This window comes from Ancylobacter tetraedralis (assembly GCF_014195655.1).
GTDB lineage: Bacteria > Pseudomonadota > Alphaproteobacteria > Rhizobiales > Xanthobacteraceae > Ancylobacter > Ancylobacter tetraedralis.
Genome location: NZ_JACICD010000001.1, coordinates 606,124 through 624,663, shown reverse-complemented (window position 1 = coordinate 624,663; position 18,540 = coordinate 606,124). Strand labels below are relative to the sequence as shown.

Genomic DNA, 18,540 nt, shown 5'->3' with positions numbered 1-18,540 from the left:
GGTCGGGCGCATCGCATCGGACAACCCGATCCGCCCGCGGTCGAACATCCAGTGCGCCGTACCTGACAGAGCCAATCCATTGATGACGATATAAGGGCCGTTCCCCTGAAGGGGCTGAATGTGGGCCGCCGCGACCTCGGCCCGCCGGCCACCCTTAATCCGCTTCAAGCCGCGGATGGCGCAGCGCTCGTCACAGGCGCGCGGCACGATGCGTTTGCGCCCTGTGCGATCCGCGAGGACGAATGGTGGAAGCCTCAAAACCTGCGTCTTGCATCTTAACTTGTCGGGTGGAAGGTTGGTATTTCGCGAGGCTACAGAGATGATTTGAACCGTGCCCGCGATTGGTTGCGGCACCCCTCAAGAAGAACCTATGCAGACAGAGATCATTCATCGCCTGTGGGATGAGCTTTCCGACTTCCAGGCCAGCCAGCCCGATCAGGCGGCTGCCCATTTCATGGGGCGGCTGTGCGACATGGTCGGGGCCTGGAACGCCACCTGGGCGGGTGCGATACGGATCGACGGAGACACCGGCGGGGACCCGCTCGAGGGCTGGCGGGTCGGTGCGGTGCAGGCGCTCCATCCGGTCGCCCCGCACCCGGACGAAGGCCATTTCAAGGAAATACTGCGCGTCTGGGACCGGCGCGAGATTGATCCCTCCTTCCTCTTGCCGATGCGCGCGGTCGGCACGTTCCGCACCTATTCGTTCCGCCGGGAGCTGCCGCCGGAATGGTTCGGCAGCGCGTTCTACGAGCGTCACTACGGCTCGATCGGCACGCGTGACGCGGTGTTCGTCGCGTTTCCGCTGAACGAGAACTGCGAGTCCCATTTCGGCTTCTATTCGCACCAAACGTTCGCCGACGAGGAGATCGCCCGGCTCACCTACACCTTGCGCGGGATAAAGTGGTTCCACCGCAGCCTCTTGCTGGCGAACGGGCTCCTGATCGCCTCTTCCCCGCTGACGCCGACGGAGCGCCGCATCCTGCAATTGCTCCTGACCGGAGCGGCCGAAAAGCAGATCGCCCGGCAGATGGATGTGGCGTCCTCCACCGTCCACCAGCATGTCATGCGCATCTTCCGCAAGTTCGGGGTGCGCAGCCGGGCCGCGCTCATGGGCCTCTGGCTCAATCGTGCCGGCTAGCGCCTTTTCCGATCGGACGGAAGCATCGGATCGACACGAAAATGTTCCAGATTCAATGGGCAGGAACCGGTTCTGATCGCACGCGTCATTCAACTTCTGCGGAACATGCTCGAGCGCCGTCCCGGCCTCGGTCGAGGGGATTCGTACCCGGCTAAACGAGAGAACCCGCGACGCATCCTCTATTTAGAGGACATGACCCCCTGCCTCCTCCTGTCCTAGTTTGCGTAACGGCATCGGGACACCGATTGGCGAGATGATTCTGGTTGGGCGAGCCAGAGGGGGAACGGGGCGGGTGATGCGGTTTGGCGGGCGAGTGCGGGCGCGTGAGCGTCACGAGACCTATTGCGTGAACCACATCGCGGCAGCAGGCGGCAGGGCGACAAGGCCATTCCCACCTGCGCGTCCATCACCCGTCCGCACCCGCGCCGCGGCGCTGGGAAGCGTGTCGCCTCTCGTCCTGTGCATGCTGGCCGGCACCCTCATCGCATCTCCCGCTGGCGCGCAGACATTCGGCGGCTACGGCGGCGCGGTAAATGCCCCGTCAGCCGCGGGCGGCGGTTACGGAATGGATGGCGAGGACGGTACCGAATCTTCGGACGAGGGCACCCCCTATTATGGCGGTGGCGGCGGTGGCGGCGCGGGCGCCCTGGTGGGAGGGGCCGGCGGAAAAGGCGCCGATGCGCCGGATGACGGCGGTTTTCAACGCGGCGGCGGCGATGGTGGCGACGGAGGTCATTCGGGTTCGGTCCAGAGCACCGACGCGACGCTCGATCCGGGTGTCGCGGGGATTTACGGCACGAATGGCGGCAACGGCGCTTCCGGCTTCAGCGGCTTCAGCTCCGGCAACCGCGTTGGCGCCTCGGGCGGTGGCGGCGGCGCAGGCGGATACGGCATCTCCGGACAAGGCAACATAAGCCTCATTTTGTCCGGAAGCGGTGTCGTTTCCGGCGGCAATGGCGGCGCGGGCGGGCAAGCCGGCTTGAATGGCGAGTTTGGCAGGGGCGGCGACGGCGGCAACGGTGGCGTCGGCGTCTATTTCGATTCGGCGTCGGTCCTCGACAATCGGGTCACGATCATCGGAGGGAACGGCGGTAAGGGCGCCGATGGCGTCTACGGCTCCAATGGCGGGGATGGCGGTACGGGCGTGTTCGCTCTGAACGGCCTGACGCTCTACAACAGCGGCACCATCACCGGCGGGAACGGGGCAAAAGGCGGCGCGGGCGAGTTTGGTGATGGTGTCATCGGCGCCGGCGGGTGGGGCGTGTTCGGCTCCAACATGGACATCACCACCAGCGGCGCCATCTCCGGCGGATTGTTCGGCGACGGCGAGATGCGCGCGAACGCCATTATATTCCTCAGCGGCACCAACAGCCTGACGCTGCAGGAGGGCTGGAGCTTCAACGGCAATCTGGTCGTGAACGACCCCGGCAGCTCGCTCACCTTCAAGCTGGACGGCATTGACGCCGATGTGTCGAACGACGTCAACGGCCAGGGCCGTGTCGTCGTCGATGTCGGGCCGCAGGTTCTGACGCTGTCGGGCGTCAACAAATACAAAGGTGGCACGACCCTCACCTCCGGCACGCTGAGCGTGGCGAACAAGGCGGCGCTGGGCGACGGCGTCAACCTCAGCTTCAATGCTCCGGTAAGCGGCGTGACCGGGCTTCCCAGTGCTGGATCCACCCTGTCATCCGCCATTTCCACCTATGCCAGCGCGCCGACCGTGGAGAACGCGGCGGCGCTGGCGGCGGCGCAGGCCGGCTACCGGCAGACGATCGGCGAGGGACAGGCCAGCGGCGAGTTGCCGACGCTGCAGATCACCGGGTTGGTGTCCCTCGACCCGGCGACCGACAGACCGATCACGATAGCGGATGGGCAGGCCGGTGCGATTCGCCTGGAAGGCGCCGATGCCGCGCTAACCATGTTCGGCTTCCCCATCAGCGGGACCGACAGTGGCATCGTCGTTGGAAGCGGCAGCGTGCTCGATCTCGGCGTCGGGGAAGGCCAGATGCAGGGCTATATCTTCGCCGGGAATCACGCTGGCACGGGGGGCGCGCTCTACAACGCATCTGGAACGGTGAGCATCGCCCGCGCGACCTTCATCGACAATGCGGCGGCTTCTTCCAGTGGCGCCATCCTGAATACGGGCGTCATGACGCTAACAGACAGTACCTTCTCGGAGAACTCCAGTGGCTATGGCGGGGCCATCGGCCAATTTGGCACCCTTCTCGTCGAACGCAGCCGTTTCACGGGCAATGACGCCCTGTCGGTGGGCGGAGCGATCTACACCTCGGGCGCGTCCCCGACCACGGTCATAGAAAGTAGCTTCTCTGGCAACAGCGCGGGGGAAAAGGGCGGTGCGATCTCGGCTGAAGGGCCATACAGACCCTTCGTTTTGAGCATCGTCGACAGCGATTTCACCGGCAACAGCGCGGGGTCGGTAGGCGGTGCGATCGCGCTGGAAGGCGGCACGCTCAACCTGACGGTCAGCGATGGCTTCAGCAGCCTGTTCTCCGGCAATATGGCCGATGGCGAGGCGTCGGCGATCCATGTTGGGACTGGCGTCCGCATGAACGTTTCTCCGACGTTTTTCGTCTACACGGCGTCCGCGCTTAAGGTGGGCGCGGAGACAGGGGCGCTGCTCGACATGCGCGACCCGATGAGCGGCGACGCCGACCACGTCACCAACACCGTGGCCAAGGCCGGGGCCGGGACCTGGGCGCTGGGCGGCGCGAACGTCTTCGCGGTGTCCGGCACCGGCAGCACCGATTTCGCCGTCTCGGAAGGCCGGCTCTATCTCTTCGCCGCAGGCGAGGTGGCGAACCCGACGACGCAGGACGAGGACGCCGTGGTCGGCGTGGGCACGCTGCAACTCGACGGCGCGACCTCCACCTTCACGGTCGGCGCCGACGCAACCTTGGTTGCCGGCGGCGCGAACAGCGTCTCCACCGACGGCACCATCGCCTTCGAGGACGGCGCCACGCTGCGCGGCGGCAATGCCGCCACCGCCATGGGCGGCGCCGATCCCACCTTCATGGAGGCCGGCGGCGCCACCTCGCTGAGCCTTACCGCCACCGGAGGCATCACGCTGGAGGGTACGCTCGACATCGCGGCGCTGGGCGCCACCGACAGCTTCACCCTCAACGGTGTACTCGGCGGCGCGGACGGCGCCCTCGCTAAATCCGGCGCCGGCACGGTGATCCTGACCAGCGCCAGCACCTTCGCGGCGGGAACCACGATCTCCGCCGGCACGCTGGCGCTCTCGGGAAGCGGTGCCCTCGCCGCCGCTGGCGCGATGACGCTCGATGGCGAAACGGGCGTGTTTGACATCTCGGCCGCCGACGGCGCACGCAGCATCGGCAGCCTGTCCGGCATCGCCGGTTCCTCCATCGTGCTCGGCACCAACGGGCTGACGATCGGCGGCAGCGGCGAGACCACCTTCGCCGGCAGCTTTGACGGCACCGGCGGGCTCACCAAGGCCGGCACGGGCACGCTGACCCTTTCGGGCACGAGCGCGCAGAGCTGGCAGGTCGACGCCGGCACGCTCGCGGCCGCCGCCGGCGGCTTCACCGGCGATGTCGGCATCGACGGCGACGCGACCTTCGAACTGGTTGCCGCGACGGCGTCTACCTATGCCGGCACACTCTCGGGCACCGGCACCTTCGCCACATCCGGCGCGGGTGTGCTCGCCTATACCGGCGACAGCGCGGCTTTCGCCGGCACGACCCGCGTCACCGCCGGGGAACTGGCGGTGAACGGCACGCTCGGCGGCGCGGTGGAGGTGAGCGCGGGCGCGGCGCTCGGCGGATCGGGAACGGTCCGTGGAGAAGTGACCGTCGCCAACGGCGGCAGCCTGACGCCGGGCAATTCTCCCGGCACGCTCAACGTGGGCTCGCTGGTACTGAACAATGCCTCGAGCCTGGAGTTCGAGCTCGGCCAGCCCGGCGTCGTGGGCGGGCCCAACAACGACCTCGTCGCCGTGACGGGCGGGCTGACGCTGGACGGCGTCGCCACGCTGGACCTCACCCCGCCGGGGCTCGGCACCTATACCTACACCTTGTTCACCTATGGCTCGCTGACCGCCGATAACGGCCTCATCCTGACCGGCGCGGTCGGCTACGACTTCGCTCTCGCCGTCGACGACGGACAGGTGGACCTCATCGTCAGCCAGAACGGGCTGCAATACTGGAACGGCTCGCAGGACCCGCCGACCGGCACGGTGCGCGGCGGTGACGGCGTCTGGAACAATGGCAACGTCAACTGGACCGACGCGAGCGGGCTGAGCGCCAACCCCTGGGGGGGTCTCACCGCCGTGTTCGTGGGCGCGGCGGGCACTATCGACGTCACCGAGGAAGTGGCGGTGGCGGGCCTGCAGTTCGGCACCACCGGCTATCGGCTGGAAGGCGCGGGCGCCCTCCGGCTGTCCGGCGCCGACACGGAGTTTCGCGTTGGCGCCGATGTCTCGGCCGAGATCGCCACGCAGCTCATCGGCAGCGGGGGCCTGCTGAAGACCGGCGCCGGCACGCTGGAACTCTCCGGCGTGAACAGCTACGAGGGCGGCACGACGCTGGCGATGGGCGTCCTGCAGATCAGCGACGACCGCAATCTCGGCGATGCCGATGGCGGGCTGACCTTCCTCGGCGGCACGCTGGCGACGACGGGAAGTTTCACCTCGAACCGCCAGGTCACGCTGTCCGCCACCGGCACCGTCGACGTGGCGGACGGCACGATCGTCACGCTGGCCGGCGAGGTCGAGGGCACGGGCGGGCTGGTGAAGCAGGGCGCCGGCGTGCTGGCGCTGGCGGGCGACACCACCTATGCGGGCGCGACCGACATTGTGGCCGGCACGCTGCGGGCGGAGACCTCTTCCGGGCTGTCCTCGCTGTCGGCGCATCGCGTCAACCAGGGCGCGCGGCTCGAGATCGCCGACGGCGTCTGGGCGGAGATCGCCGCGCTGGAAGATGGAGCGCTCGGCGGCGGCACGGTCCTTCTCGACGGGCCGGACAGCGCTCTGTCGGTCGGCGGCGACAATCGCGACACGCGGTTCACCGGCAGCTTCGCCGGCGTTGGCCTGCTGGAGAAGATCGGCAGCGGCACGCTCACCCTCACCGGTACCGGTAGTCAGCTGGGCGCACTGTCGCTCTGCGACTGCGGGGCGGGTGGCGGCATCACAATCGACGGCGGCAGTTTGGCGGTGAACGGGACGACGGGTCATCCCTCCACGGTATCGGTGGGTGACAGCCGTCTGGCCGTGGCCGGCGGCGGCTCGCTCACGGTGAGCGGTTCGAACGCCCTGTTCGAGGTCGACGGCGGCGTGGTCGAGGTGAGCGGCGCCAATTCGCGTGTGACCGTCGAGGGCGCCGCCCGGATCGGCGTCGAGCAGACGCGGGGCTTCCTCGTCAGCGACGGCGGACGTTTCGAGGTGGACCAGACGGCGACCTTCTCCGATCTTGGCGCGCCGACCTCGATGCTGGTCACCGGCACCGGATCGGTGCTTGAGGTTCACGGTCTCATGGAGATCGGCTTCCTTCCCCTCGACTATGCCGGCACGCTGACGGTCGCCGATGGGGGCACGGTCCGCGTGCGCGACACGCTGCACGTCAATGCCGGCAGCCGCCTCGTCATCGGCAGCGGCGGAGCGGCCGGCGCCGTCGATGCCGGGGTCATCGCGAATGACGGCGCGATCATCGGCAATTTCACCGATCTCGCGACGCTGGCCGCGCCGATCGCGGGCAGCGGCAAGGTGGTCATGGCCGGGGCCGGCACGCTGGTGCTGACCGGCGCCAACACCTACACCGGCGGCACGGAACTGAGCGATGGCATAGTGCAGGTGGCGGCGGACGCCAATCTCGGCGATGCCGCGGGCGGGCTCACCCTTGCCGGCGGCACGCTGTCGACGACGGCCAGCTTCGCTTCCGCGCGTGCCGTGAATGTGGCCGCGTCCGGCGGGTTCGACGTGGCCGCCGGCACGACGCTCGCGCTTTCCGGCACGCTCGCCGGCAGTGGCGACCTTGCCAAGCTGGGTGCCGGCGGGCTGAACTACACCGGCAACGGTTCGGCCTTCACCGGCGTGACGACGATCGAAGCCGGGCTTCTCCAGGTGAATGGCAGCCTTGGCGGGCCGGTTTCGGTGCTCGGCGGCGGCACGCTGGGCGGCGGCGGCACGATTGGCGGGCTTGTCGTCGGCAGCGGCGGCACCGTCGCGCCGGGCACGTCGCCGGGCACCCTCACCGTCAACGGCAATGTCTCCTTCGCGGCCGGCTCGACCTATGCGGCCGAGGCGTGGGCCGACGGCAGGCATGATCTCATCACCGCCACCGGTACGGCGACCTTGTCGGGCGGAACGGTCTCCCTGCTGGCACAGGCCGGCTATGGGAACCCGCTCGCCACCTACACCATCCTCGCCGCGCAGGCCGGCGTCGCCGGACAGTTCGCGGACGTCGTGTCGAACTACGCCTTCATCAGTCCGTCGCTGAGCTATGACGGCAGCAATGTGTATCTCACGCTGGCGCGCAACGATGTCGACTTCGCCGCGACGGCGATGACCGCCAATCAAGGCGCCGTGGCCAATGCGGCGCAGTCGCTCGGCCTCGGCAACCCCGTCTATAATAGCGTGCTGCAGCTCACCGCCAGCCAGGCGCCAGGCGCCTTCGACCAGCTCTCCGGCGAGGTGCATGCCTCGGCCCAGAGCGTGTTCATGGAGCAGAGCAGCCTCATTCGCGGCGCGCTGAACGACCGGCTGCGCGGCGCGCAGGGCAGCGTTGGCGCCGCCGCCGGCACGGTCGTCCGCGTGGTCGAGACGCCGGACGGCGCGCTCGCCTATGCCGCGCCCTCCAAGGTGCAGGTCGCTGCCGATATGAGCATGCCAATGAAGGCGGCTCCCCTGGTGGCACCGGCGGAAAGATTCGCGCTGTGGACCACGGGCTTCGGCAATTGGGGCTCGTTCAACGGCACCGGCAACGCCGCCGGCGTCACCAATTCCACCGGCGGCTTCCTGATCGGCGCCGACACGGTGATCCTCGACGGCTGGCGGGTCGGCGTCGCCGGCGGCTACATCTACACCGATTTCTCGGTGAGCGGGCGCAACGCCTCCGGCAGCAGCGATAACGGGCATGTCGGCCTCTACGCCGGCAAGACGTGGGACGCGCTCGCCCTGCGCTCCGGGCTCGCCTACACATGGCATGACGTCTCGACCGGCCGGACGGTTGCCTTCCCCGGCTTTGCCGACAGCCTCTCCGCGGATTACAATGCCGGGACCTTCCAGGCCTTCGGCGAGCTGGGCTACCGGATCGAGGCGCCCTTTGCGTCGCTCGAACCCTTCGCCAACCTCGCCTATGTCCATCTGAACACCGACGGCTATACCGAGCAGGGCGGCGCCGCGGCTCTGTATTCCGACGGCTCGGACTTCGACACCACTTTCGCGACGCTCGGCCTGCGGGCGTCCAGAGAGCTGACGCTGGGTGCCTATGAGGCGACCCTGCGGGGGACCCTCGGTTGGCGCCATGCCTTTGGCGACATCGCGCCGTCGGTCACGCAGGCCTTCCTCGGCTCGGATGCCTTCACCGTCACCGGGGTGCCGATCGCGGAAGACGCCGCCGTGCTGGAAGCCGGTCTGGATCTGCGCCTGAGCGCCAGCTCAACGCTCGGCATCGCCTATACCGGCCAGTTCGGTGACGGCGTGACGCAGAACAGCTTCAACGCCTCGCTCACTGTGAAGTTCTGAGGCGGGATAAGGCGAAGGGAGCGGAAGCCGATCCGGGCGCCGTTATCTCGGATGCGATCTGCCCCAACATCTCGCGCCACGCCGCGAGGCGGCGGAGCGGATTGGGACCAATCATGCCAATTCGGCCTGAGGGGAGAACGCCGTCCCGGCGAGGCGAATTTCCGATAAATATTTGAAAAAACTCGATTAAATGAATAATTCGAGATGCGGTTGTTGTTTCGAGCGGAGGCTCAAGAGATCGGCCGCGACAGATCGGCCGCGACGGGACCTTCCATGAGTCCACGTCGGGTCAACGCACGTCATAGGGCTATGGCGTCGACATCGTGCTCATCTGCGTCGCTCGCGGCCCGCCAATCCCACCTTTTCCCCTCTATCACCCGATATTGCCGCCGATCACCGCCCATCACCTTGCGGTATCGCGAACCGCCGCTTCCACGCTGTTGTCCGACACTTTCGCGCCTGAAACGCCAGCGCGACGGCTATCGAACGAAGCCGGTCATACAAGCTTGCGGTCTTGAACGGCCGATCTCGGGATAAACGGCCGTTTGTGACCACTTCAGCGTATGATCGGCAACGCGCCCACACTTCATTATTGGGCCGCCTCTTGGTCACGGCGGCTCACCTGCAAGGCGTCGTGCGTTAGGCAACGGACCCATCCGCCGGCCCGAGCCGACCGAACGGCGCGCGCCGTCCCAAGGACTGCGCAGCCCGTAGTGCGACCGGAGACACCCGGTGTCGTCAGGCTTGAGGCCAGGCACACAAAGCCTGCCGGGCAATTGCCGTCAGTCGCTCTCTGGAAAAGCCGGCCTTCGCCTGAACGGCCATGCCATGCGCGACCGCCAATATGTACGCGGCAAGCACCGAGGCATCGGCATCCGCCGGCAGGTCTCCCTCGTTTTTTGCCCGTTCAAATCGGTCTCGCAGGACCGCCTCACCATCTGCCCGCCATTTGATCAGCGCCTGACGACTGGCCTCCGAGTCGTCCGATCCGGCCAAGGCACCGTTAATGCCGAAACATCCTGTACGATCCGCAAACCGCGTGTTGAGCTCGACCGCCCCCTTGAGCACCCTCGTTGCCACCGCCCGGGCGGTTTCCAGATTCACAGCCTCCCAGACATAGTTGCCGTAGTGGCTGCCGTACCGGTCGAGCGCTTTGAGGAACAGCGCCTCCTTGTTGCCAAAAGCCGAATAGAGCGCCGGCCGCTCAACCCCGGTCGCGGCAACGAGGTCGGCATAGGAGGTTCCCTCGAAGCCCTGGCGCCAAAAAACGCCGAGCGCCGCGTCGAGCGCTTCCTCCACCTCGAATGTCCTTGGGCGTCCCATGTCCGCGTCCGCTCCATTTCATAATGAACGTTATTTAATCGACTTGACAATCGAAGTCCAGATACGTAACGCTCATTACGTAATGAGCATTATGTAATGCCTGCCATGAAGGTGAAGGACCCGAGATGACCAAAACGCTGAACCGCCAATTTACGCTCGCCGCGCGCCCCAAGGGGGCGGCCAAACTGAGCGACTTCAAGCTTGTGGAAGCGCCGGTGCCGCCGCTGGCTGAGGGGCAGGTGCTCGTCCGCAACACGCTGTTCTCGGTCGATCCCTATCAGCGCAACCTGATGGGTAACGGTTCGTCCGAATGGCCCGCGATCGAGATCGGTGAGCCCATGGGCGGCCCGACGGTCGCCGTGGTCGAGGAAAGCCGAAACCCGGATTTCGTCGTCGGCGATCGCGTTCAGACGTGGTCGGGTTGGCAGGACTATGCGGTCTCGGACGGTGCCGATCTTCGCAAGCTGGATGTCGGCGTCGCGCCACCGACGACCGCGCTCGGACCGCTCGGTCTCACCGGCTTCACCGCGTGGTACGGCATGACGAAGGTCCATGACTTCAAGCCCGGCGGCACGCTGGTGGTCACCGGAGCGGCGGGCTCGGTCGGCTCGGCAGCCGCGCAGCTCGGAAAGCTGCGCGGGCTGCGCGTTGTCGGTATCGCGGGTGGTGCCGCGAAGACGGCTTACCTCAAGGATCAACTCGGCCTGGACGATGCGATCGATTACAAGGCCGACGACTTCGCCGAACACGTCAAGCGCGCGCTCCCCGACGGGATGGACGCCTTCTTCGAGAATGTCGGCGGCCCAATTTTTCCGGTTCTGATGGAATATTTCAACACCAACGCGAAGATGGTCATCTGTGGCACGATCGCTGACTACAGCGACACCGAATTGCCGACCGGGACGAATTATTTGCCGCGGCTGATCACGCTGATCCACTACCGGTTCGTCGATATCAAGTCCTTCGCGACGCCCTATGTCATGCACACCTTCCCCGAGTTCCTGGCCGAGATGACGCCCCTGGTCACGAGTGGCAAGATCACGTTCGGCGAAGAACTCATCGATGGTTTCGAGAAACTTCCAGCGACGCTCCTGACGCTGTTTGACGGCAGCCATAGTGGCAAGAAGCTGATCGTGACCGCCGATTGACCCGCTCCGCCGCTTCGTCGGCGAGTACCCATCCCGGAGAAAGCGCCGGCGCTCTCCGCCTCATCGGCACCATGCCCCCAATGCCGGCGGAAATTCGCGGTCCCCAGAGACAGGTCGCAGACGCTGAGCCCGGTCCGTCCAAGCAGCGTGTACTTCACGATGTGCTTCCTTCAATGGAATGAGACGGGCCGTCACACCCGCGCTGTCACCCCCGCGCTGTCACCCCCGCGCTGTCACTGGTGCGCGATCCCGGCGCTCGCGCACCGCAACGATGGCGAGAGAGGCGATCAGGCAGAGAATGCCGGCGACGAAGAAGGCGGGCAGGTAGGTCTGGTAGAAGGTGCGGCTGAAGCCGGCGCCATAGGCGGCGGAAGCGGCGCCAAGCTGGTGGCCGGCGAAGATCCAGCCGAAGACCAGACTGGCGCGATCACCGAACCGGTCGGCGGCCAGCTTCACCGTCGGCGGCACGGTGGCGACCCAGTCGAGACCGTAAAACACGGCGAAAATGGACAGGCCGTAGAAGCTGAAATCGCTGAACGGCAGATAGAGCAGCGAGAGGCCGCGCAGGCCATAATACCAGAACAGCAGCCAGCGACTGTCGACGCGGTCCGATAGCCAGCCGGAGCCGACCGTGCCGATGAAGTCGAACACGCCGATCAGCGCCAGCATGCCGGCCGCCGTCACCGCGGCCATTCCGTAATCGCCGCAGAGCGAGACGAAATGGGTCTGCACGAGGCCGTTGGTCGAGGCGCCGCAGATAAAGAAGGTGCCGAACAGCACCCAGAACGTCGCCGACTTCGAGGCATCGCGCAGCGCCAGAAGCGGCGAGGCGAGCATCGCCTTCAACGTGGTGGGACGGGCGGGATTCGTCGGCGGCTCGCTGGCGCCATAGGGCAGCAGCCCGATATCGGACGGCCGGTCGCGCAGCAGGATAAGCACCGCGAGCGCGGCCACCAGCAGCATGGCGAGAATGAGCGACAGTGCGCTGCGCCAGCCGAGCGTTTCGGTGAGATGGGCCAGCAGCGGCAGGAACACCAGCTGCCCCGTCGCCGTCGAGGCGGTGAGCAGGCCCAGCACCAGCCCGCGCCGCTGGGCGAACCAGCGCGTCGCCACCGTGGCGCCGAGCACCATGGCGGTGAGCCCGGTGCCGAAGCCGACGACGACACCCCAGAGCAGCATGAGGTGCCAGACCCTGGTCATGAAGAACGACCCGAACACGCCAAGGCCGATGAGGCCGAGCGCCACGGTTGCCACCGGGCGCAGACCGAAGCGGTTCATGAAGGCGGCGGCAAAGGGGCCCATCAGCCCGAACAGCACGAGGCGGATCGCGAAGCCCGAGGAGATGTCGGCGGTGGCCCAGCCGAATTCGCGCTCCAGCGGGCCGATCAGCACGCCGGGCGCGCCCACCGCGCCGGCCGTGACCAGCATGGTGAGGAAGGTGACGGCGGCGACCACCCAGCCATAATGGATGCCGCGACGGGCAAAAAAGGCGGGAGGCGTCACCGTCGGAGCGGAGGTGACCGGGGGCTGACTTTCCATGGGTTCCCTTTTGCGGGTAGCTGCCCGCTTCTATGCGATGGCGATGGATTGGCGGACCATGCCGAATGGGTCAGATGGCGGCGATGAGATCCTCGAGCGCTTCGACGCGTTGCGGGCCGAGCCGTGCCGCGACCGCCTGCTGCGTCGCCTCCCACACCGGCACGGCCTGCTGGAGCAGGTCGCGGCCGCCTTCGGAAAGCTGGATCATGGCCTCGCGCTGGTCCTCGCTGCCGCGAGTGCTGATCGCCAGTTCCAGGCGCTCCAGCACGCGCACGTTGCGCCCGACCGTCGAGCGGTCGAGGTCACACAGGCTACCAAGCCGCGTAAGGCTGACAGGCTCGTTGCGGTGGATCCGGCGCAGCAGCGCATATTGCGCGACATTGATGCCGAGCGGCGCCAGCGCATCGTCATAAACCGCGCTAAGTCGGCGCGTCGCCTGGCGCAGTTGTGTGCAATAGCAAGGCATCTCCATAATGCGTGTATATACCTGCATATCACGTTCCGTCGAGAGGCCGTGGTGAAATATCCTCCTTGGCGATGCGCTCCCAATCCCGTCCGACATGGCTGGGATCAACGACGATCGCGGCGGCTGGCGCCGCTTCCTCGCTCCAAGCTGCGCCCGCGCCTTGTCGAGAGGATGCGGCAACGCCCGCTGCTGGCCGCGTGGGATCGCGGCAATCCCGGCATGGGGACGACGAAGCCCTGGCGCCGCGCCATCGCTTCCCGATATCGATGGCAGTGCTATGTCGCCGGCCAGAATCGAGCGCTGCCCGACGCGGCTTCCGGGCGTGCCATCCTGCGCATTACCGACGGAAAGACGGGGGAACCCATTCGAGCGGCCACGAATCGCGACTATTCGCAGGCCGGAAGGGGAGCGGCCGACGCGAGAGGCCCCGGGCGGCTATGGCTCGGCGGTTGCGGTGCGGATGAGGGAGCCGAGCATGCCCTTGCGCTTGGCCTCGTAGTAATAGCCCTTGGCATAGAGCGTCACCGCCCGCTTCTCATCGCGCCCGGCGACCCGATACGCATTGGCGAGATAAGCGACGGCGTAGGCCATGTTGGTGTCGGCCTCGAGAAGATCGTTCGGCGCCCCCCGGAAGCCGAGGGCGCGCGCGGTGTCGACGCGGATCTGCATCAATCCCCAATAGGGGCCGTGACGAAGGCTCTGGTTGAACCTGCTCTCCCGCCAGGCCACGCGGCGCACGAGCCGCGCGGGCACATCGAAACGCTCGGCATGACGCTGGATCAGCACCTCGATATGCGGGGGCGCGCGATCGGCCGACGCCCGGGCCGCCGCCGACTCGGGAGCGTCATCGATGGACCGCGCGGCATCCTCCTGGGGGATATCCTCCGGCGCGGCCTCGGTGCCGGCGTCTACCGCATTGTCGCCGGGTGCCGGCGCGCCCGCCGGCGGGGCCTCCTCGCGCGCGGCCGTCTCCGGCGGCGCCACGGAGACCGGCTCCGCGAGGCGCCGGGGCGGCAGTGGCGCCAGCGATGCCAGAACAATCCCGCGCTTCTCCACCAGTCGCTTCGGCGGCAGGGGGGCGGATGATGCGGGCAAGGCGGCAGGCAAGGCCGGAGGGATCAGGGCGGGGGAAATCGACGCCGAGGAAGGCGGCGCGGAGGAAGGCGGCGCCGAGGAAGGCGGAGCAAGCGCGCTCACCCGCTGGAAGACCTCGGCCCCAACCGCTCCCGGCCCACGGGCGACGAATTTGTCGCCGGGCAGCGCCCCATGCGGCGGATCGGTCAGCCATCCCGCATAGGAGGGAGCCACAAGGTCTGCGGGAACGTGGGCGACCGGCACCAGGAGCGTGGCGGGTACACTCCCGTCGCCGGACGGCCAGGCCAAGGGAGGCGCGGCAGCGGCTGGCGCGGCTGACGCCGGATTGGCGGCCGGCTCCGGCTGGTGCTGGGCCGCAGCCCATACCGGCAACACGCCCGTGAAAGGACTATGGGCGAGCGAACCCGCCAGCGCGAGTACCCCGACCACAAGGGGCCTTCGGCCCATCCGACGCTTTGCTGCTCGACATTCCACGCTGCTGCCTAGCACAATTCGTCAAAGGTCGAAATGCCCCCTCCCGCCACCCTTCCCGATGCCGCCCGTCGGCGCGCCGCCGGCATCGGCGGACCCGGCACGACTGCGCGGTGAGACATTTGTCCCCCGCGCGACACCGCGCGCTTGCAGCGAGCCATGGCGCTTGTATGATAAATCTTCACAATATTCATACGACGGGTGCCGCTTGGTCAGGATCGCCGCTTCGTTTCGCCTCGCCCTTCTGGGCCTCTCGCTCGGCTCCTGCGCCGCCTCGGCGCATTTTCAGGAGATCATCCCATCGGCGGACGTGCTGCCGGAGGGCGGCATCGTCACGCTGGACATGGTGTTCACCCACCCGGTCGAGGGCGGGCCGGTCATGGACATGCGAAAGCCGGTGCGCGTCGGCATGCTGGCCGATGGCACGCAGACCGATCTCACCGCGCAGATCACGGAAAAGCCGGTGGCGGGCCACAGCGCCTGGTCGCTGCGCCATGACCTGACGACGCCGGGCGCGGCGGTCTTCTACGTGGAGCCGCAACCCTATTGGGAGCCCGCCGAGGGCAAGCTGATCGTCCACTACGCCAAGGTCATCGTCGACGGCTTCGCCTCCGGCGAGGGCTGGGACGCGCTGGTCGGGCTGCCGGTGGAAATCCAGCCACTCACCCGCCCCACCGGCCTCTGGACCGGAAACCTGTTCTCCGGAATCGTGCTCAAGAACGGCAAGCCGGTTCCATTCGCCGAGGTCGAGGTGGAATTCATCAATGATGGGTCGGTCACGCCGCCCAATGATGCCTTCGTGACTCAGGTCCTCAAGGCCGACGCGAACGGCACCTTCAGCTACGCCATGCCGCGCGGCGGCTGGTGGGGCTTTGCCGCGCTGCTGGAGGCCGATGCGCCGCAAAAGTCGCCGGAAGGCAAGGATGTGCCGGTGGAACTGGGCGCGCTCATCTGGGTCAAGGCCACCGACATGGGCGAGAAATAGCCGCCCATGGCCCATATTCCCGATGGCATCCTGTCGCTTCCCGTGCTGATCGGCGGCGGGCTGATCACGGCCGCTGGCGTCGCGCTGGCGCTGCGGCGGCTCGACGACCGGATGATCCCGCGCGCGGCGATCCTCGGCGCGGCGGTGTTCGCGGGATCGCTAATCGCCGTGCCGGTCGGCCCCTCCAGCGTGCATGTGCTGCTGTCGGGCATGATGGGCATCATGCTGGGCACCGCGACCTTCGCGGTGGTGCTGGTCATCCTGCTGCTGCAGGCGCTGCTGTTCGGCTTCGGTGGCCTGACGACGCTCGGCGTCAACGCCGTCAACATCGCGCTGCCGGGCGTCGTCTTCGCCCTCCTGCTCGGTCCGGCGATCCGGGCGACGCATAGCGGCGTCCTGCGCGCCACGCTGGCCGGGGCGGTGGGGGCGCTCAGCGTCATGGGCACGGGCGGGCTGGTGGCGCTGTCGCTCGCCCTCTCCTTCTCGCAATATACCCCCGTCGCCAGCGTGCTGATGGCCACCTATCTGCCGCTGGCGGTGGGAGAAGCCTTCGTGACCGCGGCCATCGTGGGCTTTCTGGCGCGCGTGCAGCCGGAGGCGCTACAGCCGGTCATCGCGGTATCATCCGCGACCTCGTCGTCGCCGCCATGATCCGCGTCATCCTTTGCCTGCTCGTCCTTCTCGGCCCTGTCGGGGCGGCCGAGGCCCACAAGCTCAAGCTGTTCGCGACCGTCGAGGGGGCGACGATCGGCGGCTACGCCTTCTTCATAGGCGGCGGGCGGCCGCAGGGCGTGCCGTGGACCGTGAAGGACACGCAGGGAACGGAGGTCGCGTCGGGGCTGACCGACGCGGAGGGGCGCTTCGCCTTCCCGCTTCCGTCCCCTCCCGCCTCGGATCTCACCATCACCGTCGACACGCGCGAGGCGCATATCGCCTCCGTGACGCTGCCGGCTGCCCGGCTGGGCGGCGCGGCGGGGGCCATCCCCGAGCCACGCGCGCCAATGGCGACGGGCACGGCGACGGGCGCCCCCCTCTCCGACCCGCAGCTCGCCGCGTTGATCGAGGCGGCGGTGCAGCGGCAGATCGAGCCGCTGGAGGAGCGGATCGAGGCGATGGATTCCCGCCTGCGCTTAGTTGACGCGCTCTCGGGCGTGTTCCTCATCCTGGGGCTGGGCGGCATGGCCCTTTGGGCGAAAGGCCGGCGACGGTGATGGCCCCCGCCGACCTGCGCCTCCGGCTCCTCGCGGCGTTCATCGCCATCGGCTGCCTCTCGCAACTGCACTCGCTGGCGGTAGCGGGCGTTCTGCTCGCGCTTGTCCTGCCGCTGGCGTGGGTCTTCGCCCCCCTCGCCTTTCCGTGGCGGCGCCTCTGGCATCTGGAGGGCTTCCTGCTTCTGCTGTTCGCCACCCTGCCCTTCACCGTGGAGGGGCATACGCTGTTCGCGCTCGGGCCTTTCACCGCCAGCCAGGACGGGCTGTGGCGTGCGGCGCTGATCGCCGCCAAGGTCTCGACCTGCGTGCTCGTGCTGACGGCGCTGCTGGGCAATGTCGAGCCCTCGCGCCTCGGCGTCGCGCTGCGCGGCCTGCGCGTTCCCGAACGCCTCACCCGGCTCTGCGTGATGACGATGCGCTACACCGCGCTGCTTCGCGACGAGGCGCGCCGGCTGCACGACGCCATGCGCGCGCGCGGCTTCCGGCCGCGCTCCAGCCGCCACACCTGGCGCAGCTATGGCAACCTCATCGGCATGCTGCTGGTGCGCGCGCTTGACCGGGCGGAGCGCGTGGAGGAAGCCATGCTCTGCCGCGGCTATACCGGCAGCTTCCCCTACCACGCCCCGCCATTTCCGCCTCTGCGGGACTGGATCGGCTTCGGCGCGATTTCCGCCGCGGGCGTCGCCGTCCTGGTGATCGACCGGCTATGAGCGCGCTGATTTCACTGGAGAACGTCTCGATCACCCGCGGCGCGACCTCCGTGCTCGCAGACGTGGACCTTTCGCTGGCAGCCGGCGAGCGGCTGGCCATTGTCGGCCCGAACGGCGCGGGCAAGACCACGCTGCTGCGCACCATTGTCGGACTGGAGCGACCGGCGCGGGGCGTGGTCCGGCTGTTCGGCACGGCCTGCGCCGACGAGCGCGCCTTCCGGCGGTTCCGCCCGCGCATCGGCTTTCTCTTCCAGGACAGCGACGACCAGCTGTTCTGTCCCAGCGTGATCGAGGATGTGTCCTTCGGCCCGCTGAACATGGGCTGCACGGCGGACGAGGCACGGCGGCGCGCGCAGGCGGCGCTGGACGCGCTCGCCATCGGCCACCTGGCCGAGCGCATCAGCCATCGCCTGTCCGGCGGCGAGAAACGGCTCGTTTGCCTGGCCGGCCTGCTTGCCATGCAGCCGGACGTGCTGATGCTGGACGAGCCGACCAACGGCATCGACGCGGAAAACGGCCAGCGCCTGCGGGCGGCACTGCACGCCTTTCCCGGCGCCATGCTGCTGATTTCGCATGACGATCATTTCATCGCCGAACTGGCGACACGGGCGATGGTCATCCACGACCGCCGGCTGCTGCCGGGAGAGCGTCACGGCCATCGCCATGTGCACGAGCACTGGCACGTGCACCCGGTCGATCCCTCCTGAGGCGCGCGCGACGGCGCCGCCGGAAGA

Annotated in this window: 12 protein-coding genes and 1 pseudogene; 8 read left to right on the top strand and 5 right to left on the bottom strand. The window is 67.8% G+C overall.

The window, feature by feature from the left end:
- Positions 1-15 precede the first annotated feature (15 nt).
- Positions 16-198, bottom strand: a pseudogene (locus FHS55_RS02835) (HNH endonuclease); the annotation flags it as partial.
- Positions 199-370: 172 nt separating this feature from the next.
- On the opposite strand from FHS55_RS02835, the gene FHS55_RS02830 reads away from it, so the two are divergent.
- Both FHS55_RS02830 and FHS55_RS02825 read left to right on the top strand, forming a co-directional pair.
- On the top strand, positions 371-1,138 hold the full coding sequence (locus FHS55_RS02830) for a helix-turn-helix transcriptional regulator (RefSeq protein ID WP_183188146.1): 768 nt from the start codon (positions 371-373) through the stop codon (positions 1,136-1,138).
- Positions 1,139-1,580: 442 nt separating this feature from the next.
- Complete coding sequence (locus FHS55_RS02825) at positions 1,581-8,858, top strand: autotransporter domain-containing protein (protein WP_183188145.1); 7,278 nt, start codon at positions 1,581-1,583, stop codon at positions 8,856-8,858.
- 738 nt (positions 8,859-9,596) lie between these two features.
- Here FHS55_RS02825 and FHS55_RS02820 read toward each other — a convergent pair.
- Positions 9,597-10,181 (bottom strand): TetR/AcrR family transcriptional regulator, encoded by a 585-nt coding sequence (locus FHS55_RS02820; protein WP_183188144.1) that lies wholly within the window; start codon positions 10,179-10,181, stop codon positions 9,597-9,599.
- Between the two features lie 125 nt (positions 10,182-10,306).
- On the opposite strand from FHS55_RS02820, the gene FHS55_RS02815 reads away from it, so the two are divergent.
- A complete protein-coding gene (locus tag FHS55_RS02815; RefSeq protein ID WP_183188143.1) occupies positions 10,307-11,329 on the top strand; it encodes an NADP-dependent oxidoreductase in 1,023 nt (340 codons plus the stop codon).
- A gap of 219 nt (positions 11,330-11,548) precedes the next feature.
- Here FHS55_RS02815 and FHS55_RS02810 read toward each other — a convergent pair whose 3' ends face one another.
- From FHS55_RS02810 to FHS55_RS02800, 3 genes are all read right to left on the bottom strand, one after another.
- Positions 11,549-12,868 carry an MFS transporter gene (locus FHS55_RS02810; protein ID WP_183188142.1) on the bottom strand — a complete coding sequence of 440 codons (1,320 nt, stop codon included), beginning with the start codon at positions 12,866-12,868 and terminating at the stop codon, positions 11,549-11,551.
- Positions 12,869-12,938: 70 nt separating this feature from the next.
- Positions 12,939-13,361 carry a MarR family winged helix-turn-helix transcriptional regulator gene (locus FHS55_RS02805; protein ID WP_246339772.1) on the bottom strand — a complete coding sequence of 141 codons (423 nt, stop codon included), beginning with the start codon at positions 13,359-13,361 and terminating at the stop codon, positions 12,939-12,941.
- A gap of 408 nt (positions 13,362-13,769) precedes the next feature.
- Complete coding sequence (locus FHS55_RS02800) at positions 13,770-14,876, bottom strand: lytic transglycosylase domain-containing protein (protein WP_183188141.1); 1,107 nt, start codon at positions 14,874-14,876, stop codon at positions 13,770-13,772.
- 241 nt (positions 14,877-15,117) lie between these two features.
- Between FHS55_RS02800 and FHS55_RS02795 the strand changes: the two genes are divergently transcribed.
- From FHS55_RS02795 to FHS55_RS02775, 5 genes are read left to right on the top strand one after another with little or no spacing between them, the layout of a single operon-like run.
- Entirely contained in the window at positions 15,118-15,885 is a 768-nt protein-coding gene (locus FHS55_RS02795; RefSeq protein ID WP_343055988.1) for a DUF4198 domain-containing protein, read from the top strand.
- 6 nt (positions 15,886-15,891) lie between these two features.
- Complete coding sequence (cbiM, locus tag FHS55_RS02790; protein ID WP_183188139.1) at positions 15,892-16,536, top strand: cobalt transporter CbiM; 645 nt, start codon at positions 15,892-15,894, stop codon at positions 16,534-16,536.
- Positions 16,533-17,096, top strand: a complete 564-nt coding sequence (locus FHS55_RS02785) for an Ig-like domain-containing protein (protein ID WP_183188138.1) — start codon at positions 16,533-16,535, stop codon at positions 17,094-17,096. Before cbiM ends, FHS55_RS02785 begins: the two co-directional genes overlap by 4 nt.
- On the top strand, positions 17,096-17,806 hold the full coding sequence (cbiQ, locus tag FHS55_RS02780) for a cobalt ECF transporter T component CbiQ (RefSeq protein ID WP_183188137.1): 711 nt from the start codon (positions 17,096-17,098) through the stop codon (positions 17,804-17,806). Before FHS55_RS02785 ends, cbiQ begins: the two co-directional genes overlap by 1 nt.
- On the top strand, positions 17,803-18,513 hold the full coding sequence (locus tag FHS55_RS02775; RefSeq protein WP_183188136.1) for an energy-coupling factor ABC transporter ATP-binding protein: 711 nt from the start codon (positions 17,803-17,805) through the stop codon (positions 18,511-18,513). The genes cbiQ and FHS55_RS02775 overlap by 4 nt, the downstream gene beginning before the upstream one ends.
- Positions 18,514-18,540: the final 27 nt, after the last annotated feature.